This window comes from Pseudarthrobacter oxydans, from assembly GCF_030812335.1.
GTDB lineage: Bacteria > Actinomycetota > Actinomycetes > Actinomycetales > Micrococcaceae > Arthrobacter > Arthrobacter oxydans_B.
Genome location: NZ_JAUSSN010000002.1, coordinates 94,818 through 121,263, shown reverse-complemented (window position 1 = coordinate 121,263; position 26,446 = coordinate 94,818). Strand labels below are relative to the sequence as shown.

The window sequence follows — 26,446 nt, the reverse complement described above, 5'->3', positions numbered from 1 at the left end:
AGAATAGACATGACCGCGCCTGACGGCCGGTATCCGCGTGTCCCTCACGCGTCCGGGTTTTGCGTCCGGCGAAGGTGTTGAAGACAACCCTTGGCCAGACCGGTTCCGGATGCCTGGGACCGGCAGATATGTACTGGCAGGAAGATACTCGTAAGTGGCACACGTGCAACACCTCGAGAATCAGCCGCAGCGTACCTGCATCGGATGCCGGAAAAAGGGGTCGCGGTCAGAGCTACTCCGGCTCGTCGCCGACGGCAGCGGTTCATCCGCCGTCGTAGTGGATGAACGAAGCCGGATGGCTGGCCGGGGTGCATGGCTGCACCCCAGCGAAAAGTGCCTGGCACTGGCGGTCAAACGTCGAGCGTTCGGTCGCGCCCTTAACGGCGCTACCGGAACAGCCGACGTCGAACGCCGGATCCTGGCGGGCACGCAAGCCGTGGACACCCCGGTGGCCGCAGCAACAACCGTCCAACCTGAAAGCGGGTCAGAAAACTGATGGAAACCCGATGAGTTCCCAGCGATGAGTGCGCAACGATGACAACTTTGTTGCGCTCTGCAATGGACCTTTCAGCTGCACTCGCGGCGGAGGTCCGCAGTAAGAAGTAGACGGTTCGTGCCTGGCTCGGTGCGGACCGAGACAGGAGAAATGTGGCCAAGGTCCGCGTACATGAGCTTGCTAAAGAGCTCGGTATTACTTCCAAAGATGCAGTAACCAAACTGCAGGAACTGGGCGAATTCGTTCGCTCTGCCTCTTCCACCATTGAGGCCCCCGTTGTGAGGAAACTCCGCAACGCGTTCCCCGACGCAGCAGCAGCTTCGAAGTCCGAAGCGCCTGCGTCCGCCCCCAAGGCACCCGCCAGCCCCTCGGCAAACCGTCCGGCGCCCGCGCCGGCTCCGGCTGCACCCACAGCGCCGGCGGCTGCAGTAACCAAGACTGAAGCTCCGGCTCCGGCAGCAGCTGCTCCGGCAGCCAGTGCCGCCCCGGCAGCTGCCTCGGCACCGGCAGCACCGGCCGCTCCGGCGGCTCCCGCCGCCCAGGCTCCGGCTGCGCCCTCGACGGGCGCCAAGCCCGGCGCGCGTCCGGCCCCCAAGGCTGAAACCCCGGCTGCTCCGGCACGCCAGGGTGGCTCGGCACCCCGCCCGGGCGGTCCCCGTCCCGGCAACAACCCGTTCGCTACGTCCCAGGGCATGCCCCGTGGCCGCGGCGGCGACAACGAACGTCCCTCGCGTCCGGGTAACAACCCGTTCGCTCCTTCCCAGGGCATGCCGCGTCCGGGCGGAAGCCGCACCGAGGGCGAACGCCCCGGCGGCCCCCGTCCCGCAGCAGGCGCTGGTGGTCCCCGTCCGGGTGCTCCCCGCACCGGCGGCGCTCCGGGTGCACGTCCGGGCGCACCGCGTCCGGCCGGCGCAGCGGGCGCTGGCCGTCCGGCAGGGGCCGGCGGCAACCGTCCGACTCCCGGCATGATGCCGAACCGCACCGAACGTCCCGCCCCCGCTGGTGCAGGCCGTCCCGGCGGCGGAGCCCGTGGTCCGGGCCGTCCGGGTGGCGCTCCAGGTACCGGTGCTCCCGGTGCCGGTGGCGGCGCTCCGGCCGGCGGTGGCTTCGGCAAGGGTGGCCGCGGTCGCGGTGGCACCCAGGGTGCCTTCGGTAAGGGCGGTGCAGGCCGCGGCAAGCAGCGCAAGTCGAAGCGTGCCAAGCGCCAGGAACTCGAGCAGATGAGTGCTCCGTCGCTGGGTGGCGTCAGTGTGCCCCGCGGCGACGGCAACACCGTAGTCAGGCTTCGCCGTGGCTCGTCCATCACGGACTTTGCCGACAAGATCGAGGCGAACCCCGCAGCACTGGTGACCGTGCTCTTCCACCTCGGCGAAATGGCTACCGCCACGCAGTCGCTGGATGAAGAGACCTTCGCCCTGCTTGGCGAGGAGCTTGGCTACAAGCTCCAGGTTGTGTCCCCGGAGGACGAGGAGCGCGACCTGCTCTCGGGCTTCGACATCGACTTCGACGCCGAGCTGGAAGCCGAAGGCGATGAGGAACTCGAGGCACGTCCTCCGGTTGTCACCGTCATGGGTCACGTTGACCACGGTAAGACCCGCCTGCTTGATGCCATCCGCAAGTCCGACGTTATGGCGGGCGAGCACGGCGGCATCACGCAGCACATCGGTGCCTACCAGGTCACCCACGCTCACGAGGGTATCGATCGCAAGATCACCTTCATCGATACTCCGGGCCACGAGGCGTTCACCGCCATGCGTGCCCGTGGTGCGAAGGTCACCGACATCGCCATCCTCGTGGTCGCAGCGGACGACGGCGTTATGCCGCAGACCATTGAAGCCCTCAACCACGCGCAGGCGGCCAACGTGCCGATCGTCGTGGCCGTGAACAAGATCGACAAGGAAGGCGCCAACCCGGAGAAGGTCCGCGGCCAGCTGACCGAGTACGGACTGGTTCCGGAAGAGTACGGTGGCGACACCATGTTCGTGGAGGTTTCTGCCCGCCAGAACCTGAACATCGACGAACTGCTCGAGGCCGTCCTGCTTACCGCAGACGCTGCCCTGGACATGCGCGCCAACCCGAACAAGGACGCCCGCGGTATCGCGATTGAAGCCAACCTGGACAAGGGCCGCGGCGCGGTCGCTACCGTCCTGGTTCAGTCCGGCACCCTGCACATCGGCGACACCATCGTGGCAGGCACGGCCCACGGCCGTGTCCGTGCGATGTTCGACGACGACGGCAGTTCCCTGACCGAGGCCGGCCCGTCCCGCCCCGTGCAGGTACTGGGTCTGTCCAACGTCCCGCGCGCCGGCGACACGTTCTTCGTGACCGCCGACGAGCGCACCGCCCGCCAGATCGCCGAGAAGCGTGAAGCTGCGGACCGCAACGCCGCACTGGCCAAGCGCCGCAAGCGCATCAGCCTGGAAGACTTCGACCAGGCCGTCGCCGATGGCAAGATCGACACCCTCAACCTCATCCTCAAGGGTGACGTGTCCGGTGCCGTGGAAGCCCTCGAAGACGCGCTGCTCAAGATCGACGTCGGCGAGGGTGTCCAGCTCCGCGTTATCCACCGCGGTGTCGGTGCGATCACGCAGAACGACGTCAACCTGGCTACGGTCGACAGCGCCGTCATCATCGGCTTCAACGTCAAGCCCGCCGAGCGTGTTGCCGAACTGGCAGACCGCGAAGGCGTGGACATGCGCTTCTACTCCGTCATCTACGCAGCAATTGATGACATTGAGGCAGCCCTCAAGGGCATGCTCAAGCCGGAGTACGAAGAGGTCCAGCTTGGCACCGCCGAGGTCCGCGAAGTGTTCCGTTCCTCCAAGTTCGGCAACATTGCAGGCTCGATCGTGCGCTCGGGTGTTATCCGACGCAACGCGAAGGCCCGTGTCAGCCGCGACGGCAAGGTTATCGGTGACAACCTCACGGTTGAGACGCTCAAGCGCTTCAAGGACGACGCCACCGAGGTCCGCACGGACTTCGAGTGTGGTATCGGTCTTGGCTCGTTCAACGACATCAACGAAGGTGACATCATCGAGACCTTCGAGATGCGCGAAAAGCCGCGCGTCTAAAGTGTCCTAGCGTGACAAGGTGCGGGGTCGTTGGATTTTTTCCGGCGGCCCCGCCCCTTCGCTGGGCGGCAAAGGATCTGCGATCCTTCGCCGCCCAGCTTCGGCAGGCCCGATGCCACTCCCAGGCCGCCGGAAAAAACCCAACGGGTCCGTCGTAGACTCGCCTTAGGCGCGTGGCATTAAAACCCAACGTGTGTACACAGACCGCCATTGCGCCGTCGTACATCCAAATTTTTAGGAGTGGAAATGGCTGATCCCGCACGGGCTGCCAAGTTGGCGCAGCGGATTAAGGTTGTTGTTGCTGAGGCCCTGGGCCGCAGGGTCAAGGATCCCCGGCTTGAGGGCGTCACTGTTACCGATGCGCGTGTGACCAATGATCTGCAGCACGCCACGGTCTACTACACCGTGTTCGGTGACCAGCTGGTCCAGGCCGAGGCCGCCAAAGGGCTTGAGAAAGCCAAGGGCGTGCTCCGGCAGGAAGTCGGGCGGAACGTCACCGTCCGGCTGACCCCGACGCTGGAGTTCGTGGCGGACCAGATCCCGGTCAACGCCTCCAACCTGGAGGAACTGCTCCGGGCTGCAAAGAAACGTGACGCCGAGGTGGCCGCACTGGCCGCCAGCGCCAAGCACGCCGGTGACGCCGACCCCTACAAGAGCGACACTCCGCAGGACGTGGAGCTCGACGAGGACGACTTCGACGAAGAGGACCAGGACCTCACCAACGAAGACGACGTCGACGAGGACAGCAACAAGTAACAGCGGCACGCAGCAAGCGACAGCGCAGTCCTGAAACAATGAAGTTCTGCACGGAAACGGCCGGCCCCGGTAAGGGGCCGGCCGTTTCTGTGTGGCAACAGGGCTGTCCTGTCAGGAGTCAGCCGCCGTCATGGTGCCCGTCCCGCAGGTCCAGGTACATCACCTGGCCGTTTGGCTCACCGTCGGGTCCGGGCAGGGCGTTGACCGTGGCGTACAGGGTGTCGCCGCGGAGGTCGACGTCGGCGGCGAATCCGGCCTCGAGGACCACCGTCTGGTCGCCCGATTCAGGGTCGATCCGGAGCACACCCTCGCCGAACAGCGAGGCGACATAGAGCTCGCCGTCCTCGCCGAGGGCAAGTCCCGTGGGCGTCATGATGTCATCGGCCACGAGGTCCACCTCGTCGTCGTCGGGGTCCACTTTGAAGATCGCCCCGCGGGCTCCCAGCGCAGGATCCTCAGGCCCGCCGGGGAGCGACGTGACATACAGCCAGCCATCCCGCCCGACGGCGACATCGGTCGGGACGGACTCGAAGTCATACGTCGTTCCCACGACGCAGTCGGGCAGCCCGTTGGAGGCCGCAGCTTCCGGGGTGATCTTGTAGGGCCGCGGCGGCAGCACAGCCACGGTCTCGGTCTTGCCGCTCCGGGTATCAACCGAGACCACACTGTTCGCCCCGGCATCGGCGACGTAGATGGTCCGGTCGGTAACGGCAATACCGTACGGGTGTGAATCAACTTCACCCTTGTAACTGGCCGGCATGTTGGCCGGCAGCTCGGCCTCGCAGCCTTCCGGCAGGTCACGGAAGCCGTACCGGGTCTCGCCGTCGGAGTTCTCCCCCGATTCCAGGGCGGCGAAATCGCCCAGGGTCCGCTGGCTCCCGTCCTCGTCGATGATGCGGACGTGGCCGGCCAGCTCGGCCGGATGGGGTCCGGCGCCCTGGCTCTCCAGGAAATACGTCCGATCATCCCGCCGGTCGTTGCCCGCAACGCTCCAGTCAGGGGATTCGTAGAGGACGTCGCGGTTCCCGTCGGAGTCGACCCTGGTCAGCCGGCCCGCAAAGGATTCGCTCACCGTGACGGAGCCGTCGCGGCCGGCGTTGACATGCAGCGGGCCCACCAGCCCGCCGATGAGCAGAACCGGTGCCGCGTCCCCGGTGTCCCCACCCGATGGGCCGTCCGGGGCTGCGCCGGCAGTTGACCCGGCCGCGAGGAACACGGCGGCGGTGGCGGCCGTGGCGAGCAATGACAATTTCTTTCTCATGGTTGGCTCCCGGGGCGAGTGATGAGGAATCCACATCGTTGAGACCCTTGAGACCGGTGTTAAGGTAGCTGGCGTATTCACGGCCCCCAAGCGGATATTAAGCCTTCGGCGACGCAAAGTCGATGCCTGCGCGGCGGCCACGGATCTGCCACTGCGGACGGAGTTGCTGGCTATGATCGGACCATGGTCACGGCACCCTCAGCTTCCGACATCAACCGCTTCCTGGATCAGGCCATCCGGCTCGCGGCCGCCAATGTGGCCGCGGGCGGCGGACCGTTCGGGGCGCTGGTGGTGACTCCCGACGGGCGGGTCCACGAGGGCGTCAACCAGGTCACGCGCGACAACGATCCCACAGCCCACGCCGAGGTGGTGGCCATCCGCACGGCCGCCGCCGCGTCCGCCACTTTCGATCTCAGCGGCGCCGTGCTCTATGCCAGCTGCGAACCGTGCCCGCTGTGCCTCGCCGCCGCCCTCTGGGCCCGCGTTGACCAGGTCCACTTCGCCGCGGACCGCCACGCGGCTGCGGCCGCCGGTTTCGACGATGCGCTGTTCTATCAGTATTTCGACGGCACCCGGCCGGACCTGATGCCGGTCCGCCAAACGGCCGTCCCGGCGTCGGACGTTCCCTTCCAGGCCTGGCACGATAACCCGGACCGCGTTGAATACTGACGACGGCGGCTCCGGCCGGGATCCACGGCCTGGCCGGGGACTTTGGACTCTATGCCCGCTCCGCGCGGGGGCGTCGTATGGAACCATGACTGCGGGGACTCGGGAAGGCGGCGGTCGGTGGGCTCCAGCCTGATCGCATGCCCCCAGTGCGGGAAAACCAACCGGATTCCGACGGCGGCGGCCGGCCATCCGCGCTGCGGCAACTGCCGCGCCGACCTGCCCTGGATTGTCGAGGCCGGCGACGCCGACTTCGCGGTCATCGCCGAACAGTCCTCAACGCCCGCCCTGATCGATTTCTGGGCAGCCTGGTGCGGGCCCTGCCGCATGGTCAGCCCCGTGCTGGACAAGCTGGCCCACGAGCGGGCCGGCCGGGTCAAGCTCGTCAAGGTCGACGTCGACAAGTCACCGGCGCTCTCACGGCGCTTCGACATCCAGGCCATTCCGACCATGCTGCTTATCCGGGACGGCAAGGTGGTGGCCCGGCAGGCGGGTGCTCCGCCGGCGGCGGCCCTGCGCCAATGGCTCGACGGTGCCCTGGCGGCGGCCAAACCGTGACCGTCCCGCGGGCGAACTGGAGGTAGCAATGACCGAGATACTGCGCTACGAAGTAGGTTCCGGGACGGTGCTGGTCGAAGTGGCCGATGACAGCTTCGGCGTGGAGCGCCCCGCGCGGAACGAGCAGGGAATCACCGACGCCGGGCGGCGGCTGGAAGATGCCCTCGCCGCCATCCGGCCGGCGGCCAACGCGGCGGCGGAGGTCTTGAAGGAAGTCGGCGCGGAGCACCTGGAGCTGCAGTTTGGCGTGAAGCTGGCCGGTGAGGCAGGGGCCATCATCGCGCAGAACTGCTCCGAGGCCCACTTTATCCTCAAGCTGTCGTTCGCCCACAGGCCCTCGGCACAGTTGTCGCCGGAGGAAGAGATCATGCTGTGAGGCCGTCCGGCCCGGCGCGGGCGGCGGCGCGGGGCTAGCCCGCGGGGCCAGGTCTTCAGCGGCGCCGGCTCCGCGCGCCTTGGGCGCCCAGGCCGCCCAGGAAGGGCGAGCCGACCCCCAGCAGGAAGCCGAAGTCGTACCAGTTTCCGGTGCGGGCCGAGTTGTAGAACGGGAATTCACTCCACTGGCCGAAGACGTGCGCGATCAGCACAATCCATGCCGTGAGCCCGTTCCAGATGCCCCATAACAAGTCCTGCCACCACATGTGAACCTCCCTGACGGAACCCCGACACACCAGTCCCGGAACGGCACGCCCCGTGACGCACGCGAAGACCGCGCGTTGCGCTCAGGTTAGGCGTTGCAGTGCCACGGCGGTAGGGGACAGGGACCCTGTGCCCGGGCTGTCAGCCCTCCGCCGCGATCCGCGCCGGGAGCCGGCCGAGGCCTTCGACGAGGTCAGCGTGGCTGCTGCAGAGGGCAATCCGGATCCAGCCCTCGCCGATCGAGCCGAACGCGGTGCCGGGGGCGAAGGACACTCCGGAATCGGCCAGAAAGCGCCGGACCCAGGACCGCACATCCCCGCCGCTGGCGTGGGACACATCCGCCCAGAGGTAGAAGGCCCCCTGCGCGGTGAGGAACGGGATCCCCTTGGCGGCCAGGACGGCGGAGGCGGCGTCGCGGTTGGCCCGGTAGTGCGCGTGGGCGTGACTGACGTAGTCCTGCGGGCCGGTCAGCGCGGCCAGCGCCGCGTACTGGGAGGGCGCGGCGACACAGGAGACGATGGCCTCCATCACGTTGTTCATCTTCTGTTCCAGGCCGGGCGGGCAGATCAGGGCGCCGATCCGCAGCCCGGTCAGGCCGTAGGTCTTGGAGAGCGTGAGCGAGGTGAACACGCGAGCTTCCCCCGGGACATCGCTGTCGAAGCGGGCGGGGCTCACATGCGGGACGTCGTACGTGAACGCCTCGTAGCATTCGTCGGAAATGATCCACAGATCGTGCCGGACGGCCAGGGCCACGAGGCTGCGGGTTAGCTCCTCGCCCAGGACGGCACCGAGCGGATTGGACGGCGAATTCAGGATCAGCACCTTGGTCCGCGGTGTGATGAGCTCCTCGATGTCCGCGATCCGGGGCTGGAAGTCATGCTCGGGATACAGCGGGTACCGCACCGGGACGGCGTGCAGCAGGCTGCTGGTCATGGCGAACGTCGGGTAGCCCGGATTGGGGATCAGGATTTCATCTCCGGGGGAGAGCAGCAGGCTCATCGCGAAGTGCAGGCCCTGCTGGGCGCCGTCGACGACGTAGACGCGGTCCGTGCCGACCGGCGTCGCGTTGTGCTCCCGGAACCTGGCCGCGAAGGCCTCGCGCAGGGCCGGAATGCCGGCGTTGGGTGTGTAGTTCGTTTCGTCGCGGTCCAGGCAGGCCATCCCGGCTTCGAGGATATGGCGCGGGACGGCAAAGCCCGGTTCGCCGATGCTCAGCACGATCGCACCGGGGGTGCCCCAGGCGGCTTCGGTGATTTCGCGGATCTGGTTGATGGGAACGTCGCGGACGTGGGGGGCAAGCTCGGGCATGTCTGCCATCCTAACTGGCGCAGATATACTGGGGAGCGTGCTTTCTGGACTGGTAATAGTGGACAAGCCGCAAGGCTGGACCAGCCACGATGTGGTTGGACGGATGCGGCGGCTCGCCGGTACCCGAAAAGTGGGCCACGCCGGAACGCTGGATCCGATGGCCACGGGCGTTCTGGTGGTCGGCATCAACAAGGCCACACGGCTGCTCACCTACATTGTGGGCACCTCCAAGACCTATACGGCCACCATCCGCCTGGGCGAATCCACGGTCACCGACGACGCCGAAGGTGAGGTCACCGCGACGCACAGCGCCGCAGCGGTCACCGAGGAAGCCGTCCGGGCCGGCGTCGCCGCGCTGACCGGTGAGATCCAGCAGATTCCGAGCAGCGTCAGCGCCATCAAGGTCAACGGAGAACGCGCCTACGCCCGGGTCCGCTCCGGCGAAGAGGTCAAGCTGGCCGCACGGCCGGTCACCATCCACCGCTTCGAGGTCCACGGGTTCCGTCCGGTGCGCGACGGCGAGGCCCTGGACGTGGACGTCACCGTGGAATGCTCCTCCGGCACCTACATCCGGGCCCTGGCCCGCGACCTCGGCGACGCGCTCGGCGTCGGCGGTCACCTGACGGCGCTGCGCCGCACCCAGGTGGGCCCGTACACACTGGACCAGGCCCACACCCTGGAGCAGCTCGCCGAAGAGCTGGACGTGCTGGAAATGTCCCAGGCCGCCCGGGCACTCATGCCCAACCGCGAACTCAGCGACGAGGAGACCACCGAGATCTCCTTCGGCCGCAGGATCGCCGCCGGGGCGGCCGCCGGTACCCCGGGCGCAGCGACGCCGGAGAACCCGGCCGCAGGCTTCGCCCCGGACGGGACGCTCGTGGCCCTGCTCGCGGACAAGGGCAGCTACGCCAAACCGGTGCTGGTGTTCGCGCCGGACAACGAGAAGCGCCCGCCCAAGCAGCCGACGGCGGAACAGCAGGCCGGACAGTAGTGGACGCGTATTTCTACATCATCCTGGTCGTCGGGCTGGTCTCCACCGTCATCTGCCTGGGCGCCGGCATCCTCAAGAAGGCCCCGAACGACACGACGATCCTCTCGGTGGCCGCCGTCGAATTGTCCCTGCTGGTGTACCTGGTCGGGTCGATCGTCCGGGTCGCGGGCGGGGAGCAGATGGCGGGGGAGCCGTGGGAGTTTTGGGGTTACCTGCTGACGGCCCTCCTGCTGCCGGTCGGCGCGGTGTACTGGGCCATCCTGGAACGCACCCGCTGGAGCAACTTTGTGCTGGCCGCCGTCGGCGTCACCGCCCTGGTGATGGCGGCCCGAATGAATCAGATTTGGTACTGACGTGGAAGAGGCAGAAAACGTGACGGCGAAACCTTCGCACGAGGACATCGGAACGACGGCGGCCCCGGCGGCGGGTGCTCCTGTGGACGCGGCTCCGGCTGCGGCGCTGGCCCCGGCAAATGACACCCGCAACACCGGCCCCGGCCGGCTGCTGATCGCTGTTTACGCGGTGTTCGCGATTTCCGCAACGGCCCGGGCGGGATTCCAGATCCTCACCAAGTTCTCCGAAGCGCCGTTGGCGTACCTGCTGTCGGCCTTCGCCGCCGTCGTCTATTTGGTGGCGACAGTGTCGCTCGCCAAGTCCGGTCGCACCTGGTTCAAGGTCTCGGTTGCGGCGGTGCTGGTGGAACTGGTGGGCGTGCTGGTGGTCGGGGCGCTCAGCCTGTTCGACTCGGTCAACTTCCCGCATGAGACGGTCTGGTCCCTGTTTGGCCGCGGTTACGCTTTTATCCCGCTGCTGCTGCCGATCCTGGGCCTCATCTGGCTGTACCGCCGCCGTCCCGCCCCGAAGAAGGCCTGAGCGCCCTAGCCAGCTGGCCGGTCCAGTTCCTGGAACAGTGTGATCTGCAGCCCGTCCGGGCCGGTGAGCCGTGAGTTCACCGAGCGCCACGGCGTTTCCCGTGGTTCCGCGATGAGCGTGCCGCCGGCCTCCACGAGGTCCCGCGTGGCTTCTTCCGTATCGTCAACCTCGAAGGCGACTCGGATCCTGGCGCTTGGCTGCCCGCCGGCTTCCACCTGGTCGATGTACTTGACCTGCGCCGGGTTGGAAAGCTCCAGGGTGGCGCGGCCAGCTTCGAGGATCGTGATGCGTGCGTCGCCCTCGCTGGGAACCACTTCACGTTCCACGAGTCCCAGCACGTCCCGGTAGAACGTCAGGGCGGCGTCGTAGTCCTCCGTCTCGACGACGAGGCGCAGTTGCCGGACAGGGGGTGGGGTGTGATTTTCGGTCGTCATAACCGAACCTTAGGACGGACAGTTCCAGAGCGGAATGCCGCTGTTGCTCCGGCCACCTGTGCTGGCTGCAACTGATGCTGCCCGCCGCCCGGGCCGGCGTCGGGAGCTTAGTCCGTTCCGGCGTCGAGCCCCAACAGCCTTTCGCGCAGGACCGGCCAGGCCGCTCCGAAGCCGGGATGCAGTTCCTTGTCGCCGACGAGCGCAACCGGAACCCACTGCAGCTCCAGGCTCTCCGGGTCGCTGATCTCCGGTTCAAACGCGTCCACGACCTCGACAGCGACCGTCGTGTAGGTCCAGTAGCCGACGTCGAAGACCGAGGTGAACAGGACGCGGACGTTTTCCGGCGGGACGGCAGCTTCTTCCTTTGCCTCGCGAAGGGCGCCGTGGACTGCCTCTTCGCCCTGGTGCAGGGCTCCGCCCGGGAGCCCCCAGGTGCCGCCCTGATCGCTCCACAGGGCCCGGTGCTGGAGCAGGATGCCCTTGGCGGAGTCGTGGACGAGGAGGCCCGCCGAGCCAAAGCGGCCCCAGAACCGGCCGCGGTCGCCTTCAACCCAGGCGTCACCGGGGTCACGGGGACCGTGGGGCCGGCGCAGCTCGATAGGGAGCTCGGTTTGTGCGGCGGGAGGCTGAGGTTCGCCGGGCCGCGCGACGTGGGGCAGTGCCGGGCTGGAGGTCGGGGCAACAGGGCTGTCCATGCCCCCAGTTTCCCACGGCACTGCCCGTACCGGCCGGAGTGTGCTCCGCCCGGCCGGCCGATGGCCCCTGAGCCAGTCGCCGGGGCGGCACAGCTGCAGCCGCGGAGATCGTGACAAAAAATGCCCCGGGCTAGACGTAGCGCATACTGGTCAGCATTGCTTTGAGCTGGCTGTATTGCTCGGTTTTCATCCATGCTTTTGCACTCTCCAGAGAGTTGAATGCAGGACTGTCAAATTCAACATATGCTTCGGATGCACCATTTTCTACAATGCGAACATAGCTCCCGGAGGTACCCTCGCCATTAGTGACAAACTCTGCGCTCATGTTGCCCATGCGGTAGAAGACTGAGTGGTCAACAGGATTCTCATACTTAATGAAGGCAAAAACCGTGTCACCATCCCTAGCCGGGAAATTCGGGACCTGCTGAGTGTCCAGAACTGTCAGCAAGGATGGTCCTGCTGCACCGCCGCCATATCCACCGCTTGCGATCACTGAAACCTTGTTGCCTTTTTCATCGTAGATGTGAGCTTCTACTGACTTTGCCTTGTCTGTTTCATTCACATAGTCAAGGTACGGACCTTGCTGGGTTTTGATGGTCCAGTTGGCAGGGTGCGCAAAGGAAATGTGCCCGTCAGGGAAAGTGAAGGTTGCCAGTTTCGGGGCGACTGGCTCAGGGGCTGGAGCCACTGGAACCACGGGAGCCACCGTTGGCCCTCCCACTGCCGTAGGGCTGGGTGTCGGCGTTGCGGCTGCGGTAGGGGCTGCTGTGGCTGTGGAAGTGACGGTCTCAGTCGCGGTGACCGAGGTGAAGGGAGATGCTGACGGGGCTGCTTCTTGATTGGCAGGGGCACAGGCAGAAAGAGTAAGACCTAACGCAAGAGCAGTGAGTGTTGCGTTTCTGACAGAACTGGCCCGGTAGTTCATGTTTATTTTTGTCCCTAATCGATTTCCGAAGGCTGGTGTGCCGTTCATTCTGGTAGTTTCCGGCACGCCCACTTTGGTTACATGAAGCAGGAAAAGACCTATTTAGCGCGAGCGTAGCCACCGCCGGGCGCAACACTAAATCCGGGAGTGCGCCACCGAGCGATCCGGCGGGAAGAGTGCCGTAGAGGGCTCCCCGAGCGGAACTCCCAGGCAAGAACTCCAGCTGTCCGCATGTGGGGCCTATCCGGGTATACGCGGCTGGAACTGGGCGGCGTCGGGTAGCTCCCCGGCAGCCGTAGCAGTGCAGCGTGTCCGGCAGTACCCCGAGAAGTCTCCAAAGACCCAGGCCCCGAAAATGTCACAGCCTCGTGGTGGAATTTATCTATGGAAGCCAGCGAAGATTTCATCCCGCTGCAGGCCACCCGGCCTCACGGCGTGATCCTTCCCGGCTTTCCCCGGCTCGAGTCCGTTCCTCCCGAGTGCGTGGACCGTGCCCTTGATGCGGCGCTTGCCCTGCTCCGCTCCTGCAACGGGACGGCTGAGCCTGACGCGGCGCTGTTCGGAGTGGCAGAAGCCGCGGACTTCGCTGACCGCGTGGAGGAGCTGTCCCGCATGGTCGATTACTTCCAGCTTGTGGCCGCGGCGGCGGTCGACCGGACCCGAAGCCAGGCAGCGGCTGGAGCCAGGACTGCCGCCGCGAAGTTTGGTTCCAACGCGCCTGCCGGCTGGTTGACTGGCTGGAATACGGAGGCGGGTGCGCCGAAAAGTACTCCGTCCGACCCGATCTGGAACGAGCCGGAAGGCGCTGCTCCTTGCCCGGGATGGGTGGACGACGGGTACCGGAACACCGCGGAATTCCTGCGGGCGCGGTTGCGGATCAGTGCCCCGGAAGCCCGACGCCGTCTGGCCCTCGCCGCCGACGTCCTGCCGCGCGCGGGCCTGTTGGGCCAGCCGCTGCCGGCCGCAAAAGAAGAACTCGCGGCTGCGGTCGCCGCCGGGGACGTCGCCTCACGGGCGGCGACCATTGTCAGCCTTTCCCTGGACAGGATTCGGCACGTGTCCGCACCGGAAGATGCCGCCCGGATGGAGCACGCCCTCACCCGGACAGCGGTTGAGAACGACCCGGACTTCCTGACCAGGATCGCCAAACGCTGGACGGACGCCTTGGACCAGGACGGCGAGGAACCCGACGAGCAGGAGCTGCGCCACCGCCAGGGCGCCTTCATACGACGGGCACACCGCGGACTGCAGCATGTGGAAATCTTCGCCACGACCGACCAGTTCGAGCACCTGCTCACTGTCATGAACACCGCCACCAACCCGCGGGTCGGCATCGCATCCGGGCCCGACGCCAGCAAGGATGCCGCCTCCCAAACCGGGCCCGGGGATAGTTCCGCCGTCGACGGCGATGCGGACGACCCGGCTGCAGCGGAACGGCTGGATCAGCGCACCCGGCCGCAGCGGCTCCTCGACGGCCTCGTCGGTGGCTGCAAAGCGGCCCTCGCCGCCGGGGACCTGCCCGCCGCGGGAGGGCTGCGCCCGCAGGTGATGGTCACAGTCGACTACCGTGACCTGCTGGAACGGCTCTGCGGCGCCGACACGGAGACCCGCGCCCCGGGCTCCAACGCCGGGACAATGATGTTCACCGGCCCTGTCACGGCGTCGACCGTGCGCAAGATCGCCTGCGACGCCGACATCATCCCGGTTGTGCTGGGCGGACAAGGCCGGATCCTGGACATCGGTCGCGCCTCGCGGGTCTTCCCGCCGCACATCCGCAAGGCCATCGCGGCGCGGGACCAGGGCTGCGCCTTTCCCCAGTGCACCATCCCGGCGCCGTGGTGCGAGGCCCACCACATCAGCTACTGGTCCCGCGGCGGTAGCACAGGGGCAGGCAACGGAACGCTGCTCTGCTCGCATCACCATCACGTAATCCACAAGGAACAGTGGACCATTCAGCTGCGCAACGGCGTCCCGTGGTTCATCCCGCCTCCGCACGTCGATCCGCGCCAGGTGCCACGGCGAAACCGCTATTTCCGGCTGGAGTGAGCCTGGGTATGCACGCTGCGGCCCGCCGTGGCCCGGGAACCGGTCTGCAACGGCAACCAGGAACCCCTTGCCCGGCTTTTCATCCAGGACTCGATCATCCGGTGGCATTTCCGGTCGTTCACACGGAAACTGCAGGTGATGCGCAGTATCCAATCGGATCCAGCATTGCCTCCCCCGATCCTGTTCCGCCATCCCCGCCAGCTCGACGCCTGGCTCGCGCGGTTGACCGCCGGGGGAGCTGGGACCGGGCGGGCCGAAAGCCTCTGACCGGACGACGGCGGACGGCGGCTACGCTGGTCGCATGGCAGCACTGAAAGCCCCAGGGGAGCTGGCGGAGGCCGAACGTGCGTCCCTGCTGCGGGCCGTGAAAGCATTCCACACCTTCGCCTGGTTCACGATCGAGGCCTGCATGGTCTACGTTCTGTATGCCGGTGCCCGGGGCCGCACGGACCGGAGGGTGGGCCTGGCCGCGGGCGTCGTCACCGCCGAAACCCTGGTCTTTGCCGCCAACGGCTTCCACTGCCCGCTCACTGCAGTGGCCAGGGACCTGGGCGACGAGACGGGCTCCGTCACCGACATTTACCTGCCACAGTGGTTTGCGCGGAATCTCCCGGGTATCCACGTTCCACTGATCCTGGCCGCCGTGTTGCTGCACTGGCGGAACCACCGAGCCGCGAGCCATACCACAGTGCATCACGCCCCGCCTCGTTGACCGGCACGTCGCAGCGAACCGTTGACCGGCACGTCGCCGGGACCGCATAGGGAACATCGGTGATGAGGGTGGGCCGCCCGGCGTCGTTGATCCTCCGGTTCATTGTTCCGGCCTACTTCTTCCCGAACAGGTCGCCCAGGATCCCGCCGGACCCGCCATCGTCATTTTTCCGCTACACCGGCCGGCTCTCCGGGAGATCGACGTCGATCACTTCACCGGGGCGCGGCGGGCCGCCGGTGGGTCGGCCCTGCGGGTGGGCCTTCGGCTCCAGCGTTGCGTCCCGCTCATCCGGAACCGCAGTAGAAACCGCTGCCGGCGACGACGGCTGGCCGCCGCCGAGCAGCCCGCCCAGCAGATCGCCAAGCCCGCCCATCCCGCCAGCGCCACCGCCGGCGGCAGCGCCACCGGCGCCGCCCAGGATCCCGCCCAAAATTGCGCCGAGGTCGATGCCCCCGGCCTGGCCGGACCCGCCCGCGCCGCCGGCCCCGGACGACTGCCCGCGGCCCCCGAGGACCTTGTTCGCAAGGTAGGACATCACGATCGGGGCCAGGATCGGCAGCAGCTTCTTGATCAGGTCGCCGCCCACGCCGCCGAGCTGGGACGCTCCGGCCAGCTGGCTGGCGACCTGATCCTGCTGCCCGCCGAAGACGTGGCTCACGATCTTTTCACCGTCCGCGGTGTCCACCTGCGAGGCATCGACCCCGCCCTCCAGCAGCCCGTCCTGGTGCTGGCCGAGCGCCGACTCCAGCGAGGCGGCGCCGTCGGAGGCCTGTGCATTGTTCTGCATGCCGGCCAGCAGCGTGGGCACGGCAGCTTCCACTGCGGCCTGGGCGGTCTGCCGGTCGGTGCCGAGCATGCCGGCAATCTGCTCTACCGGGATCTGCCGCAGGATGTCGTGGAGCTCGGTCATGGGGTTCTCCTTCAGCCGCAGCTCGGTGCGGGCCTCGCTGGAAAGCGGCGTTCGCGCAGGCGCCGCCGGACGGGTTGCCCTTGCATCGTAGTCCGGGTGCCCCGGACGCGAAAGGACCCTGCCCGAGGCCGGCGGCGCCCGTCGGTGCCGGACCGCGTTTGCGGGTAATCTAGGAGAGTTCCGGAGCCGGCAGGATTCTCCGGAGGTGCACACGGCAGGCAGCAAAAGGCGAGGTTGATGGTCCACATCTGGAACGATCCGTCCGAAGTCCCGGCGGACTTCGGTCCTTCCGTCGTTACCTTCGGCAACTTCGACGGTGTCCACCGCGGCCACCAGCAGGTGCTCTCGCAGCTGATCCGCATCGCGCGCCTGAACCACGCCCGGGCCGTCGCCATCACCTTCGACCCGCATCCGGCGCAGGTCCACCGCCCCGAATCCGCCCCGGAGCTCATCATGGGCCTCGAAGACAAGCTGGTCGCGCTCGGCGAACTCGGCCTCGACGCCGTGCTGGTCATGAAGTACTCCCTCGAACTGGCCAGCCTCACCCCCGAAGAATTCGTCGCCGACGTCCTGGTCGGTGCCCTCAAGGCCAGCCATGTCGTGATCGGCCACGACGCCCGGTTCGGCCGGGGCAACTCCGGGGACCTGAACACCATGCAGGAACTCGGCCGGAAGCTCGGCTTCGAGGTCCTGGTCATCAGCGAGTTCGGCTCCGAAGGCTTCCCGTTGCACGGCGATGCGCACGACGACGGCGGCACGGACCGCCGCTGTTCCTCCACCTGGGTGCGCGAGGCACTGCGCGAGGGCGACGTCGCCACGGCGGCCGCCGTCCTGGGCAGGTCGCACCGGATGCGCGGCGAGGTGGTCCACGGCGCCGCGCGCGGCCGCGACCTCGGCTTCCCGACCGCCAACCTCGCCCCCAACGCGAGCGGCTACATCCCGGCCGACGGCATTTACGCCGGCTGGCTCGTCGACCAGGCCGGTACGCGCTGGCCCGCGGCCATCTCCGTGGGCTCCAACCCCACCTTCGACGGCGTCAGCCGGCAGGTGGAGGCGCACGTGATCGACCGCCCGGAAGAGGCTGTCGAGGACTTCGATCTGTACGGCCAGACAGTAGTAGTGGAATTCGTCGCCCGGCTGCGGGGGATGGTGGCGTACCGTGGCCCTGAAGCGTTGGTGGACCAGATGCGCCTGGACGTGGTCCAGGCCCACAACATTCTGTTCGCGCGCTGAACCGCCAGGTTAAGTCGCTGCGCCGAACCGCCGCGCTGAACCGCGCGGCTAATCCGCGGTCCGTGCGGGCGGTTTCGCCGGCGGCTCCGCGCACTGATGCACCGCCATTGGGCAAGGAAGGCAATAAACGTGACGATTGAGAAAAACACCAGGGAGCTGGACAAGGATATTGTCCGGGACTTCAGCTCAAAGATGAGCTACGCGTCCTACCTGCAGCTGCCGACGCTCCTGAGCGCCCAGCAGCCGGTCAGCGCCCCGGAGCACCACGATGAGATGCTGTTCATCATTCAGCACCAGACCACGGAACTGTGGCTCAAGCTGGTCCTGCACGAGCTCCGCAGCGCCGCCGCCTGGCTCCGCTCCGACGATCTCGGCTCGGCCCTGAAAGCCATCGCCCGGGTCAAGCACATCCAGAAAACCCTCACCGAGCAGTGGTCCGTGCTGGCCACCCTCACCCCCACCGAGTACTCGCAGTTCCGCGGCTTCCTGGGCAATTCCTCCGGATTCCAGTCCAGCCAGTACCGCGCGGTCGAATTCCTGCTCGGCAACAAGAACCGCAAAATGCTGCCGGTCTTCGAATCCGACCCCGAGGCCCACGCGATGCTGCTGGAGCTCCTCGAAGCCCCGAGCATCTACGACGACTTCCTCGCCTACCTCAAGCGCCAGGGCTTCGACGTGCCCGCCTCGCTGCTGGAGCGGGACGTCACCCAGGCGCACGAGTTCTGCGCCGAGCTGGTCCCGGTCTTCAAGTACATCTACGAGAACGCCGCGGACAACTGGGGCGCCTACGAGGCCTGCGAGGAACTCGTGGACCTCGAGGACAACTTCCAGCTCTGGCGATTCCGGCACCTGCGCACGGTGCAGCGCACCATCGGCATGAAGTCCGGCACCGGCGGCTCCAGCGGCGCCGCCTTCCTGCAGAAGGCCCTGGAACTGACCTTCTTCCCGGAGCTCTTCGCCGTCCGGACGGAGATCGGCCAGTGAGCGCCCTTCAGCCGGAAACCGCGGGGCCCGCGGCACGGGCCGCCGCCGGCAGCGACACAGCCCTGCTGCAGCGCGCCCGCGATCTTGACGCCGCCGACCCGCTGGCCGCCTACCGCGATCACTTCGTCGGCGCCGACACCGCGCTGTCGTACCTGGACGGCAACTCCCTGGGCCGCCCGCTCAAGCGCGCCGTCACGGACATCAGCAGCTTCATCCAGGACAGCTGGGGCGGGCGGCTGATCCGCGGCTGGGACGAGGAGTGGCTGGAACTGCCGCAGGCCATCGGCGACCAGCTCGGCAGGGCCGTCCTCGGCGCCGCTGCGGGGCAGACCATCATCGCCGACTCCACCACGGTGGTCCTGTACAAGCTGATTCGGGCCGCGCTGGCCGCGGTCACGGACCCGGCACGCACCGAGATCGTGCTGGACACGGACAATTTCCCCACTGACCGGTACCTCGTCGAGGGCATCGCCCGCGAGGAGGGCCTCACGCTGCGCTGGATCGACGCCGATCCCTCCTCCGGCGTGACCGTCGAGCAGGTGCGGGCCGCCACCGGCCCGGCCACCGCCGTCGTGGTCCTGAGCCAGATCGCCTACCGTTCCGGGTTCCTCGCGGACCTGCCCGGCATCACCGCGGCCGTGCACGACGCCGGCGGGCTGGTCGTGTGGGACCTGTGCCATTCCGCCGGGTCGGTGGAGATCGCCCTGGACGCCGCCGACGTCGACTTCGCCGCCGGCTGCACCTACAAGTACCTCAACGGGGGACCGGGCTCACCCGCGTTCGCCTACGTCAACGCCCGGCACCTGCCGGGACTCCAGCAGCCGATCTGGGGCTGGATGGGCCGCAAGGACGCCTTCGAAATGGGGCCCGGCTATGAGGCCGCGGCGGGAATCCGCGGTTTCCTCAGCGGCACCCCCGCGATCTTCGGGATGCTCGCCATGCGCGGCACCCTGGACCTGCTGGAGGAGGTGGGCATGGCCGCCGTGCGGGAGAAGTCCCGGCTGCTGACCGCGTTCGCCGTCGAACTCCACGACGCCTGGCTCGCCCCGGCGGGTGTGGAACTCTCGACGCCGCGGGACCCGGAACTGCGGGGCAGCCACATCACGGTCGACCACCCGGCGTTCCGGGAGATGACCGCGGCGCTGTGGGAGCAGGACGTCATTCCGGATTTCCGCGCACCGCACGGCATCCGGATCGGGCTGTCCCCGCTGAGCACATCCTTCGCGGAGCTGTACCGCGGGATGGCCGCCATCCGCGAACGGCTGGCGCAGGGCCCTTCCGGGGAACAGGACCGGCCGTTTCGACAAGATTAGCGGCGTGCCGGTAAACTAAACGTTGGATCCGGCTGCAGTCCGTGGCGGCTGGCTCTTGTTGTGTACGGGCAACCCCTCTTCGGAGGAGGAATCTCCGGCGCGGCACCCCCGGCAGTGAGTTACTGATTCGGGCCTCACGGCACATCTCTAGGAGTTATCGTGGCACTTGAAGCCGCTGTAAAGCAGTCCATCATCAAGGATTTCGCAACGTCCGAGGGCGACACCGGTTCGCCGGAGGTCCAGGTTGCAGTCCTGACTCAGCGGATCAAGGATCTCACTGAGCACATGAAGGTGCACAAGCACGATTACCACACCCAGCGCGGTCTGCTGGCCATGGTCGGTCGTCGCAAGCGCATGCTGACCTACCTCAAGAACACTGACATCACCCGCTACCGTGCGCTCATCGAGCGTCTCGGCCTGCGCCGCTAGTCAGCTTTAAGGGGCGGCCCCTTCCGTGACGGAAAGGGCCGCCTTCTTCACACAAAACTCAACAGGAGGATCAACCGCATCACGCATTCGCGGTCTTCGGTAGTGATCTCCGGGAACGGCTTCAAGGAATGAAGCCTTAGCCCGTGGGTCTCGATCGATGACCGGGTGCAGTGCAGGCCAGCCGACAGATGCTGGACTGGGTTGATGCGGCTGGACTCCGTGAACCATGAAACGGAGGTGACTCTCTATGGAGGGTCCCGAAATCCAGTTCTCAGAAGCAGTCATTGACAATGGACGCTTCGGCAAGCGTGTAATCCGCTTTGAAACCGGCCGCCTTGCCAAGCAGGCAGCCGGCGCAGCGATGGTCTACATCGACGAAGAGACCGCGCTGCTGTCCGCCACCACCGCCGGCAAGCACCCGCGTGAAGGTTTCGACTTCTTCCCGCTGACCGTTGACGTCGAAGAGCGCATGTACGCCGCCGGCCGCATCCCGGGCTCGTTCTTCCGCCGCGAAGGCCGTCCCTCCACTGAAGCCATCCTGGCCTGCCGCCTGATGGACCGCCCGCTGCGCCCCGCCTTCGTCAAGGGCCTGCGCAACGAGGTCCAGATCGTCGTCACCGTGCTGTCCATCAACCCGGACGAGCTCTACGACGTGGTCGCGATCAACGCTTCCTCGATGTCTACCCAGCTCTCCGGCCTGCCCTTCTCCGGCCCGATCGGCGGCGTCCGCGTTGCCCTCGTCCAGGACGAGCACGGCCCGCAGTGGGTTGCGTTCCCGAAGCACTCCCAGCTTGAGAACGCCGTCTTCAACATGGTCGTCGCCGGCCGCGTCAAGAACGACGACGTCGCCATCATGATGGTTGAAGCTGAAGCCACCGACAATTCCTGGAACCTCATCAAGGAACAGGGCGCCACCGCCCCGACCGAAGAAGTTGTCTCCGAAGGCCTCGAGGCTGCCAAGCCGTTCATCAAGGCCCTTTGCGAGGCGCAGTCCGACCTGGCGGCCCGCGCCGCCAAGCCGACCGTCGAGTTCCCGGTCTTCCTGGATTACCAGGACGACGTCTACGCCGCTGTTGAGTCCGCTGCCGCCGAGAAGCTGGCCGCTGTCTTCCAGATCGCCGACAAGCAGGAGCGCGACACCGCCTCCGACGAGCTCAAGGACGAGGTCACCTCTTCCCTGACCGGCCAGTTCGAAGGCCGCGAGAAGGAGCTGTCCGCAGCCTTCCGCTCCGTCACCAAGCACGTTGTGCGCCAGCGCATCCTCACGGACCAGATCCGCATCGACGGCCGCGGCCTGACGGACATCCGCCAGCTCACTGCCGAGGTTGAGGTTCTGCCCCGCGTCCACGGCTCGGCCATCTTCGAGCGCGGCGAAACCCAGATCATGGGTGTCACCACGCTGAACATGCTCAAGATGGAACAGCAGATCGACTCGCTGTCTCCCGTGACACGCAAGCGCTACATGCACAACTACAACTTCCCGCCGTACTCCACCGGCGAGACCGGCCGCGTCGGTTCCCCGAAGCGCCGCGAAATCGGCCACGGCGCCCTCGCCGAGCGCGCCATCATGCCGGTGCTGCCGTCCCGCGAGGAATTCCCCTACGCCATCCGCCAGGTGTCTGAGGCTCTCAGCTCCAACGGTTCGACGTCGATGGGTTCCGTCTGCGCCTCCACGCTGTCCCTGCTCAACGCAGGTGTGCCGCTGAAGGCCGCCGTTGCCGGTATCGCCATGGGCCTGGTCTCCGACCAGGTCGACGGCCAGACCCGTTACGCCGCCCTGACCGATATCCTCGGCGCCGAAGATGCCTTCGGTGACATGGACTTCAAGGTCGCCGGTACCGCTGAGTTCGTCACGGCCATCCAGCTGGACACGAAGCTCGACGGCATCCCGGCCTCCGTCCTGGCAGCCGCCCTGAAGCAGGCCCGCGAAGCCCGCCTGCACATCCTGGACGTCCTGAACTCCGCGATCGACACCCCGGACGAGCTCTCCGAGTTCGCGCCGCGCGTCATCGCGGTCAAGATCCCGGTAGACAAGATCGGCGAGGTCATCGGCCCGAAGGGCAAGATGATCAACCAGATCCAGGAAGACACCGGAGCCGACATCTCGATCGAGGACGACGGAACTGTCTACATTGGCGCCACGAACGGCCCGTCTGCCGACGCAGCACGGTCCGCGATCAACGCCATCGCCAACCCGCAGATCCCGGAAATCGGCGAGCGCTACCTGGGCACGGTCGTCAAGACCACGACCTTCGGCGCCTTCGTTTCCCTGACTCCGGGCAAGGACGGTCTGCTGCACATCTCCGAGCTGCGCAAGATCGCCGGCGGCAAGCGCGTGGACAACGTCGATGACGTCGTCTCCGTCGGCCAGAAGATCCAGGTGGAAATCACCAAGATCGATGACCGCGGCAAGCTCTCCCTGTCACCCGTTGTGGCTGACGAGGCCGGCGCAGAGAACGCCGACAACGCTGAGGTCTCCCTGGAGACCGCAGAGTAGTCTGAGCTGAATCAAGGGGCGGGGCCGGTGGATCATCCACCGGCCCCGCCGCCGTTAACGGCGGCGGCGATGCCGGCCGCCGTCGTCAGTGGCTCCCCGATGCCGCCGCCCGACGAGAGGGGCGGTGTGCCGCTGGTACGATTGCAGGCAGATTTGGCACGTGTTTACTGAAAGGCCTTGATGACTGTCGTCCCCCTGCCGCTAGAGCAGAACCAGCACGCTGACACCCTGATCCACGGCGCCGACGGCGGTTCCGAGGTGCGCCGTTCGGTCCTGCCCGGCGGCGTCCGCGTGCTCACTGAAGCGATGCCGGGCCAGCGCTCGGCCACCATCGGATTCTGGGTCGGCGTCGGCTCCCGCGACGAGGCCCCCGGACAGCACGGCTCCACCCACTTCCTGGAGCACCTGCTGTTCAAAGGCACCAAGCGGCGCACCGCCCTCGAGATCGCCTCGGCCTTCGACGAAGTCGGCGGGGAATCCAACGCCGCCACGGCGAAGGAAAGCACCTGCTACTTCGCCCGGGTACTGGACACCGACCTCCCGATGGCCATCGACGTTATCGCGGACATGATCACCGGCGCCGTGCTGGACCCGCAGGAGATGGAGCAGGAACGCGACGTCATCCTCGAGGAGATCGCCATGGACAGCGACGACCCCACCGACGTCGCCCACGAACACTTCGTCGCCGCCGTGCTGGGCACCCACCCGCTGGGCCGGCCGATCGGCGGAACCCCGGACGCCATCCGGGCCGTCGCCCGCGACTCCGTCTGGGACCACTACCGCCGCTACTACCGCCCGGACGAGCTCGTCATCACCGCCGCCGGGGGACTGGACCACGACGTCGTCTGCGGCCTCGTCGTCGACGCCCTGCACTCCGCCGGCTGGAGCCTTGAACCCGACGCAGCCCCCGTGCAGCGCCGCTCCACCGACCGTGCCGCCATCACCGGCACCGCAGGCCTGCACGTCGTCAAGCGCCCGGTGGAGCAGGCCAACATCATCATGGGCTGCCCCACCATCGTCGCCACCGACGACCGCCGCTTCGTCATGAGCGTGCTCAACGCCGTGCTCGGCGGCGGCATGTCCTCCCGGCTGTTCCAGGAGGTCCGCGAGAAGCGCGGACTGGTGTACTCGACGTACTCCTTCGCCTCCTCCTACGCCGACGCCGGCTACTTCGGCATGTATGCCGGCTGCACGCCGTCGAAGGTCCGGCAGGTCCTTGAACTGCTCGGCGCCGAACTGGACAACCTGGCCGGGGGCGGCATCTCCGAGGAGGAACTCCGCAAGGCCGTCGGACAGCTCTGCGGCGGAATCGTCCTGGCCCTGGAGGACACCGGCTCCCGGATGTCCCGGCTAGGCCGGGCCGAACTTGTCTCCGGTGAATACCAGGACATCGACGAGACGCTGCGCCAGATCAAGGCCGTCACCGCCGCCGAAGTCCAGGAACTCGCCCGCGAACTCGCCGCCGCCCCGCGGACCGTCACGGTGGTGGGCCCCTTCGAGGAAACCGAGACCTTCGGCCTCTGAGGACCGGCCCCGCAGGCCGCTGAATCGGGCCTGCAGGCCGCTGAACTGGGCCTGCATTCGCCCGGGTGGCCTGCGCGCACCTAGACAGGGCAGGCGGCGCCGCGTGATGATGGGGACGGGTCACTCGGGAGGACCCTATCTGGAAGGAACCCCTGGAAGGAAAATATGGACCGGCCGCTGCCAGGCAGTGCACACGAGGCGCTTGAGGCGTTCCTCGGGCATTGGACCGGCACCACGCGGTGGGAGGCCACGCCGTGGGGGCCGGCGCGGGCCGCCGCCGTCGAACTGACATTCGCCCGCGCAGCCGCCGGACTGGCCGTCACCCACAGCTACCGGCACACGGAAGCCGACGGCACCCGCTTTGAGGGTCACGGGGTCTTCACCATGGACCCGGACCGCCCGGACACCCTCTGGTACCACGTCAACAGCATGGGACTGCCCCCGGAAGCGCCCGCGCGCGCCAACTGGCAGGAGGGCACGCTCACCATGGAACGGCGCAGCGAGCGCGGCACCTCCCGGCATACCTTCCGGGTCGACGACGGCGTGCTGACGCACACGGCCGGACTCCGGCTGGGTTCCGCGAGCGAATTCACGCCGTTTATGACCACGGTCTGCCGGCGCGTAACCCAGGACACCGCCGTCCCCGCCTGACGCTCCCGCAGCTGATCCCACGTAGCGACACACGCTCCCGCAGCTGATCCGACGCGCCGCCGGACGCTCCCGCACAGCCATGGACTGCCCCACGTCGCGCCCCAAACCGTTGCCATAACGTTGTAAAGCCGCCCTTGAAATCCGTTGACACACTGTGAGCCGAACCATAGATTTGCCGTAATCTGAATCACCTTTCAGGTTCAGCGCAGTTCCAGTCAGCTCTCCTGCTCAGATCTCCTGCTCAGCTTCCGCGGGAGTTTCAACGAAAGGCATCCCGTGAAGGATACAAAGAAGTTCCTGATGGCCGCCGTGATGGCCACCGGGCTCGCCCTCAGCGCCTGTGCCCCCACTGCCGGCACCGCAGCGCCGGCCGAGTCGGGCAGCACCAAAGCCGCCGAGCCGGTCGACGTCGGCATCATCTACTCCAAGACCGGACCGCTGGCGGCCTACGGTGCCACCTACTACGAGGGCCTGCAGGCGGGCATCGACCACGCGACCGGCGGGACCGGCGCCGTGAACGGTGCCAAGATCAACCTCACCTACGCCGACGACGGCGGGGATCCGGACAAGGCCGTGACGGCCGCCAAGGACATGATCGGCAAGGGCTACAAGATCATCGGTGGCACGGTCAGCTCCGGCATCGCGCTCAAGCTGGCGGAACAGGCCGCGCAGAACAAGGTCCTGTACATCTCCGGGCCGGCGGCCACCGACGCGATCCAGGGCATCAACAAGTACACGTTCCGTTCGGGCCGCCAGAGCCTGCAGGACGTCGCCACGGCCGGTTCGTTCATCGACACCAACGGCAAGAAGGTCGTCGTCTTCGCGCAGGACAACGCCTTCGGCCAGGGCAACGTTGCCGCCGTCAAGGCCGTCCTCGGAGGCAAGGGCGCCACCGTGGAGGCCGTCCTGGTGCCGGACGGACAGGAGCTCACCCCCTTTGCCCGCCAGCTCATCGACGCGAAGCCGGACATGGTCTTCGTAGCATGGGCCGGGGCCACGTCCGGCACCATGTGGCAGACCCTGAGCCAGCAGGGCGCCTTTGACGCCGCCCCGGTCGTCACCGGGCTCGGCGACGCCGCCACCTTCGGCGCCTACGGTGAGGCGACCTCCAAGATCAGCTTCCTGAACCACTACTTCCCGGGCGCCGCGGGCACCGAGGTGGAGAAGAAGATGATCGCCGCGGTCGAGAAGGCCGGACAGAAGGCGGACCTCTTCACCCCTGACGGCTTCGTGGCCGGCCAGATGATCGTCCAGGCCATCAAGGAAGGCGGCTCCGACGCCGACGCCATGGTCAAGGCGCTCGAGGGCTTCAGCTTCGACGGCCCCAAGGGCAAAGAAACGGTCCGCGCTTCGGACCACGCCCTGGTCCAGGACATGTACCAGGTCAAGCTCGTCCAGACGGGCGGCAGCTGGGCCCCCGAGCTCATCAAGGTGGTTGCGGGCGACACCATCGCCCCGCCGGAAAAGAAGTAAC

Annotated in this window: 26 protein-coding genes; 19 read left to right on the top strand and 7 right to left on the bottom strand. The window is 67.2% G+C overall.

Annotated elements, in window-relative coordinates; translation table 11 throughout:
• Window positions 1–154 precede the first annotated feature (154 nt).
• The 3 genes from J2W14_RS03770 (at window position 155) to rbfA (ending at window position 4,323) form a co-directional block, all read left to right on the top strand.
• Window positions 155–496 (top strand): YlxR family protein, encoded by a 342-nt coding sequence (locus tag J2W14_RS03770; protein WP_307458600.1) that lies wholly within the window; start codon window positions 155–157, stop codon window positions 494–496.
• Window positions 497–648: 152 nt separating this feature from the next.
• The gene (gene infB, locus J2W14_RS03765) at window positions 649–3,567 is read left to right on the top strand and encodes a translation initiation factor IF-2 (protein ID WP_307458598.1); all 2,919 of its coding nucleotides are present in this window, start codon (window positions 649–651) and stop codon (window positions 3,565–3,567) included.
• A gap of 246 nt (window positions 3,568–3,813) precedes the next feature.
• Window positions 3,814–4,323, top strand: coding sequence for a 30S ribosome-binding factor RbfA (rbfA, locus tag J2W14_RS03760; protein ID WP_307458597.1), 510 nt, complete (start codon window positions 3,814–3,816; stop codon window positions 4,321–4,323).
• 118 nt (window positions 4,324–4,441) lie between these two features.
• Here the strand turns inward: rbfA and J2W14_RS03755 are convergent, their stop codons facing one another.
• The gene (locus tag J2W14_RS03755) at window positions 4,442–5,584 is read right to left on the bottom strand and encodes a ScyD/ScyE family protein (protein WP_307458595.1); all 1,143 of its coding nucleotides are present in this window, start codon (window positions 5,582–5,584) and stop codon (window positions 4,442–4,444) included.
• A gap of 183 nt (window positions 5,585–5,767) precedes the next feature.
• Between J2W14_RS03755 and J2W14_RS03750 the strand changes: the two genes are divergently transcribed.
• The 3 genes from J2W14_RS03750 (at window position 5,768) to J2W14_RS03740 (ending at window position 7,184) form a co-directional block, all read left to right on the top strand.
• Entirely contained in the window at window positions 5,768–6,253 is a 486-nt protein-coding gene (locus J2W14_RS03750; RefSeq protein ID WP_307458593.1) for a nucleoside deaminase, read from the top strand.
• A 117-nt stretch (window positions 6,254–6,370) separates the two neighbouring features.
• Window positions 6,371–6,808: a thioredoxin gene (gene trxA / locus J2W14_RS03745; RefSeq protein WP_307458591.1), complete on the top strand. Its 438-nt coding sequence runs from the start codon at window positions 6,371–6,373 to the stop codon at window positions 6,806–6,808.
• A 28-nt stretch (window positions 6,809–6,836) separates the two neighbouring features.
• Window positions 6,837–7,184: a CU044_2847 family protein gene (locus J2W14_RS03740; protein ID WP_307458589.1), complete on the top strand. Its 348-nt coding sequence runs from the start codon at window positions 6,837–6,839 to the stop codon at window positions 7,182–7,184.
• A 55-nt stretch (window positions 7,185–7,239) separates the two neighbouring features.
• Here the strand turns inward: J2W14_RS03740 and J2W14_RS03735 are convergent, their stop codons facing one another.
• Complete coding sequence (locus tag J2W14_RS03735) at window positions 7,240–7,449, bottom strand: hypothetical protein (RefSeq protein ID WP_307458588.1); 210 nt, start codon at window positions 7,447–7,449, stop codon at window positions 7,240–7,242.
• A gap of 139 nt (window positions 7,450–7,588) precedes the next feature.
• The gene (locus J2W14_RS03730; RefSeq protein WP_307458586.1) at window positions 7,589–8,755 is read right to left on the bottom strand and encodes a pyridoxal phosphate-dependent aminotransferase; all 1,167 of its coding nucleotides are present in this window, start codon (window positions 8,753–8,755) and stop codon (window positions 7,589–7,591) included.
• Between the two features lie 37 nt (window positions 8,756–8,792).
• Between J2W14_RS03730 and truB the strand changes: the two genes are divergently transcribed.
• The 3 genes from truB (at window position 8,793) to J2W14_RS03715 (ending at window position 10,619) form a co-directional block, all read left to right on the top strand.
• Window positions 8,793–9,746 (top strand): tRNA pseudouridine(55) synthase TruB, encoded by a 954-nt coding sequence (gene truB / locus J2W14_RS03725; protein ID WP_307458584.1) that lies wholly within the window; start codon window positions 8,793–8,795, stop codon window positions 9,744–9,746.
• Window positions 9,746–10,099: a hypothetical protein gene (locus J2W14_RS03720; protein WP_282380625.1), complete on the top strand. Its 354-nt coding sequence runs from the start codon at window positions 9,746–9,748 to the stop codon at window positions 10,097–10,099. Before truB ends, J2W14_RS03720 begins: the two co-directional genes overlap by 1 nt.
• Before the next feature lie 82 nt (window positions 10,100–10,181).
• Window positions 10,182–10,619, top strand: coding sequence for a hypothetical protein (locus J2W14_RS03715; RefSeq protein ID WP_307459382.1), 438 nt, complete (start codon window positions 10,182–10,184; stop codon window positions 10,617–10,619).
• Between the two features lie 5 nt (window positions 10,620–10,624).
• On the opposite strand, the gene J2W14_RS03710 is transcribed toward J2W14_RS03715, so the two are convergent.
• The 3 genes from J2W14_RS03710 to J2W14_RS03700 all read right to left on the bottom strand — a co-directional run bounded on the left by J2W14_RS03710 (window position 10,625) and on the right by J2W14_RS03700 (window position 12,721).
• Window positions 10,625–11,053 (bottom strand): VOC family protein, encoded by a 429-nt coding sequence (locus J2W14_RS03710; protein ID WP_307458580.1) that lies wholly within the window; start codon window positions 11,051–11,053, stop codon window positions 10,625–10,627.
• 107 nt (window positions 11,054–11,160) lie between these two features.
• Entirely contained in the window at window positions 11,161–11,748 is a 588-nt protein-coding gene (locus J2W14_RS03705) for an NUDIX domain-containing protein (protein WP_307458578.1), read from the bottom strand.
• A 130-nt stretch (window positions 11,749–11,878) separates the two neighbouring features.
• Entirely contained in the window at window positions 11,879–12,721 is an 843-nt protein-coding gene (locus tag J2W14_RS03700) for a hypothetical protein (RefSeq protein WP_307458575.1), read from the bottom strand.
• Window positions 12,722–13,057: 336 nt separating this feature from the next.
• Between J2W14_RS03700 and J2W14_RS03695 the strand changes: the two genes are divergently transcribed.
• Both J2W14_RS03695 and J2W14_RS03690 read left to right on the top strand, forming a co-directional pair.
• The gene (locus J2W14_RS03695; protein ID WP_307458572.1) at window positions 13,058–14,719 is read left to right on the top strand and encodes an HNH endonuclease signature motif containing protein; all 1,662 of its coding nucleotides are present in this window, start codon (window positions 13,058–13,060) and stop codon (window positions 14,717–14,719) included.
• A 301-nt stretch (window positions 14,720–15,020) separates the two neighbouring features.
• Window positions 15,021–15,431 (top strand): hypothetical protein, encoded by a 411-nt coding sequence (locus J2W14_RS03690; RefSeq protein ID WP_307458570.1) that lies wholly within the window; start codon window positions 15,021–15,023, stop codon window positions 15,429–15,431.
• A 172-nt stretch (window positions 15,432–15,603) separates the two neighbouring features.
• Here the strand turns inward: J2W14_RS03690 and J2W14_RS03685 are convergent, their stop codons facing one another.
• Window positions 15,604–16,341, bottom strand: coding sequence for a DUF937 domain-containing protein (locus J2W14_RS03685; RefSeq protein WP_307458563.1), 738 nt, complete (start codon window positions 16,339–16,341; stop codon window positions 15,604–15,606).
• A gap of 237 nt (window positions 16,342–16,578) precedes the next feature.
• Here J2W14_RS03685 and J2W14_RS03680 point away from each other — a divergent pair, with 237 nt between their 5' ends.
• From J2W14_RS03680 to J2W14_RS03645, 8 genes are all read left to right on the top strand, one after another.
• The gene (locus J2W14_RS03680; RefSeq protein ID WP_307458562.1) at window positions 16,579–17,574 is read left to right on the top strand and encodes a bifunctional riboflavin kinase/FAD synthetase; all 996 of its coding nucleotides are present in this window, start codon (window positions 16,579–16,581) and stop codon (window positions 17,572–17,574) included.
• A 129-nt stretch (window positions 17,575–17,703) separates the two neighbouring features.
• Complete coding sequence (kynA, locus tag J2W14_RS03675; RefSeq protein WP_307458559.1) at window positions 17,704–18,558, top strand: tryptophan 2,3-dioxygenase; 855 nt, start codon at window positions 17,704–17,706, stop codon at window positions 18,556–18,558.
• A gap of 62 nt (window positions 18,559–18,620) precedes the next feature.
• Window positions 18,621–19,871: a kynureninase gene (locus tag J2W14_RS03670; protein WP_307459379.1), complete on the top strand. Its 1,251-nt coding sequence runs from the start codon at window positions 18,621–18,623 to the stop codon at window positions 19,869–19,871.
• Window positions 19,872–20,030: 159 nt separating this feature from the next.
• On the top strand, window positions 20,031–20,300 hold the full coding sequence (gene rpsO / locus J2W14_RS03665) for a 30S ribosomal protein S15 (protein WP_226760651.1): 270 nt from the start codon (window positions 20,031–20,033) through the stop codon (window positions 20,298–20,300).
• Between the two features lie 247 nt (window positions 20,301–20,547).
• Window positions 20,548–22,797, top strand: a complete 2,250-nt coding sequence (locus tag J2W14_RS03660) for a polyribonucleotide nucleotidyltransferase (protein WP_307458553.1) — start codon at window positions 20,548–20,550, stop codon at window positions 22,795–22,797.
• 180 nt (window positions 22,798–22,977) lie between these two features.
• Window positions 22,978–24,321, top strand: a complete 1,344-nt coding sequence (locus J2W14_RS03655) for a M16 family metallopeptidase (RefSeq protein WP_307458550.1) — start codon at window positions 22,978–22,980, stop codon at window positions 24,319–24,321.
• Between the two features lie 165 nt (window positions 24,322–24,486).
• A complete protein-coding gene (locus J2W14_RS03650; RefSeq protein WP_307458547.1) occupies window positions 24,487–24,972 on the top strand; it encodes a DUF1579 family protein in 486 nt (161 codons plus the stop codon).
• A 276-nt stretch (window positions 24,973–25,248) separates the two neighbouring features.
• A complete protein-coding gene (locus J2W14_RS03645) occupies window positions 25,249–26,445 on the top strand; it encodes a substrate-binding domain-containing protein (RefSeq protein ID WP_307458543.1) in 1,197 nt (398 codons plus the stop codon).
• Window position 26,446: the final 1 nt, after the last annotated feature.

Excerpts from the sequence above, each read along its gene's own strand:
- rbfA (WP_307458597.1), top strand. The coding sequence starts at position 3,814 with ATGGCTGATCCCGCACGGGCTGCCAAGTTGGCGCAGCGGATTAAGGTT.
- J2W14_RS03755 (WP_307458595.1), bottom strand. The coding sequence starts at position 5,584 with ATGAGAAAGAAATTGTCATTGCTCGCCACGGCCGCCACCGCCGCCGTG.
- J2W14_RS03750 (WP_307458593.1), top strand. The coding sequence starts at position 5,768 with ATGGTCACGGCACCCTCAGCTTCCGACATCAACCGCTTCCTGGATCAG.
- J2W14_RS03740 (WP_307458589.1), top strand. The coding sequence starts at position 6,837 with ATGACCGAGATACTGCGCTACGAAGTAGGTTCCGGGACGGTGCTGGTC.
- J2W14_RS03735 (WP_307458588.1), bottom strand. The coding sequence starts at position 7,449 with ATGTGGTGGCAGGACTTGTTATGGGGCATCTGGAACGGGCTCACGGCA.
- J2W14_RS03730 (WP_307458586.1), bottom strand. The coding sequence starts at position 8,755 with ATGCCCGAGCTTGCCCCCCACGTCCGCGACGTTCCCATCAACCAGATC.
- J2W14_RS03710 (WP_307458580.1), bottom strand. The coding sequence starts at position 11,053 with ATGACGACCGAAAATCACACCCCACCCCCTGTCCGGCAACTGCGCCTC.
- J2W14_RS03705 (WP_307458578.1), bottom strand. The coding sequence starts at position 11,748 with ATGGACAGCCCTGTTGCCCCGACCTCCAGCCCGGCACTGCCCCACGTC.
- J2W14_RS03700 (WP_307458575.1), bottom strand. The coding sequence starts at position 12,721 with ATGAACGGCACACCAGCCTTCGGAAATCGATTAGGGACAAAAATAAAC.
- J2W14_RS03695 (WP_307458572.1), top strand. The coding sequence starts at position 13,058 with ATGGAAGCCAGCGAAGATTTCATCCCGCTGCAGGCCACCCGGCCTCAC.
- J2W14_RS03690 (WP_307458570.1), top strand. The coding sequence starts at position 15,021 with ATGGCAGCACTGAAAGCCCCAGGGGAGCTGGCGGAGGCCGAACGTGCG.
- J2W14_RS03685 (WP_307458563.1), bottom strand. The coding sequence starts at position 16,341 with ATGACCGAGCTCCACGACATCCTGCGGCAGATCCCGGTAGAGCAGATT.
- J2W14_RS03680 (WP_307458562.1), top strand. The coding sequence starts at position 16,579 with ATGGTCCACATCTGGAACGATCCGTCCGAAGTCCCGGCGGACTTCGGT.
- J2W14_RS03660 (WP_307458553.1), top strand. The coding sequence starts at position 20,548 with ATGGAGGGTCCCGAAATCCAGTTCTCAGAAGCAGTCATTGACAATGGA.
- J2W14_RS03655 (WP_307458550.1), top strand. The coding sequence starts at position 22,978 with ATGACTGTCGTCCCCCTGCCGCTAGAGCAGAACCAGCACGCTGACACC.
- J2W14_RS03650 (WP_307458547.1), top strand. The coding sequence starts at position 24,487 with ATGGACCGGCCGCTGCCAGGCAGTGCACACGAGGCGCTTGAGGCGTTC.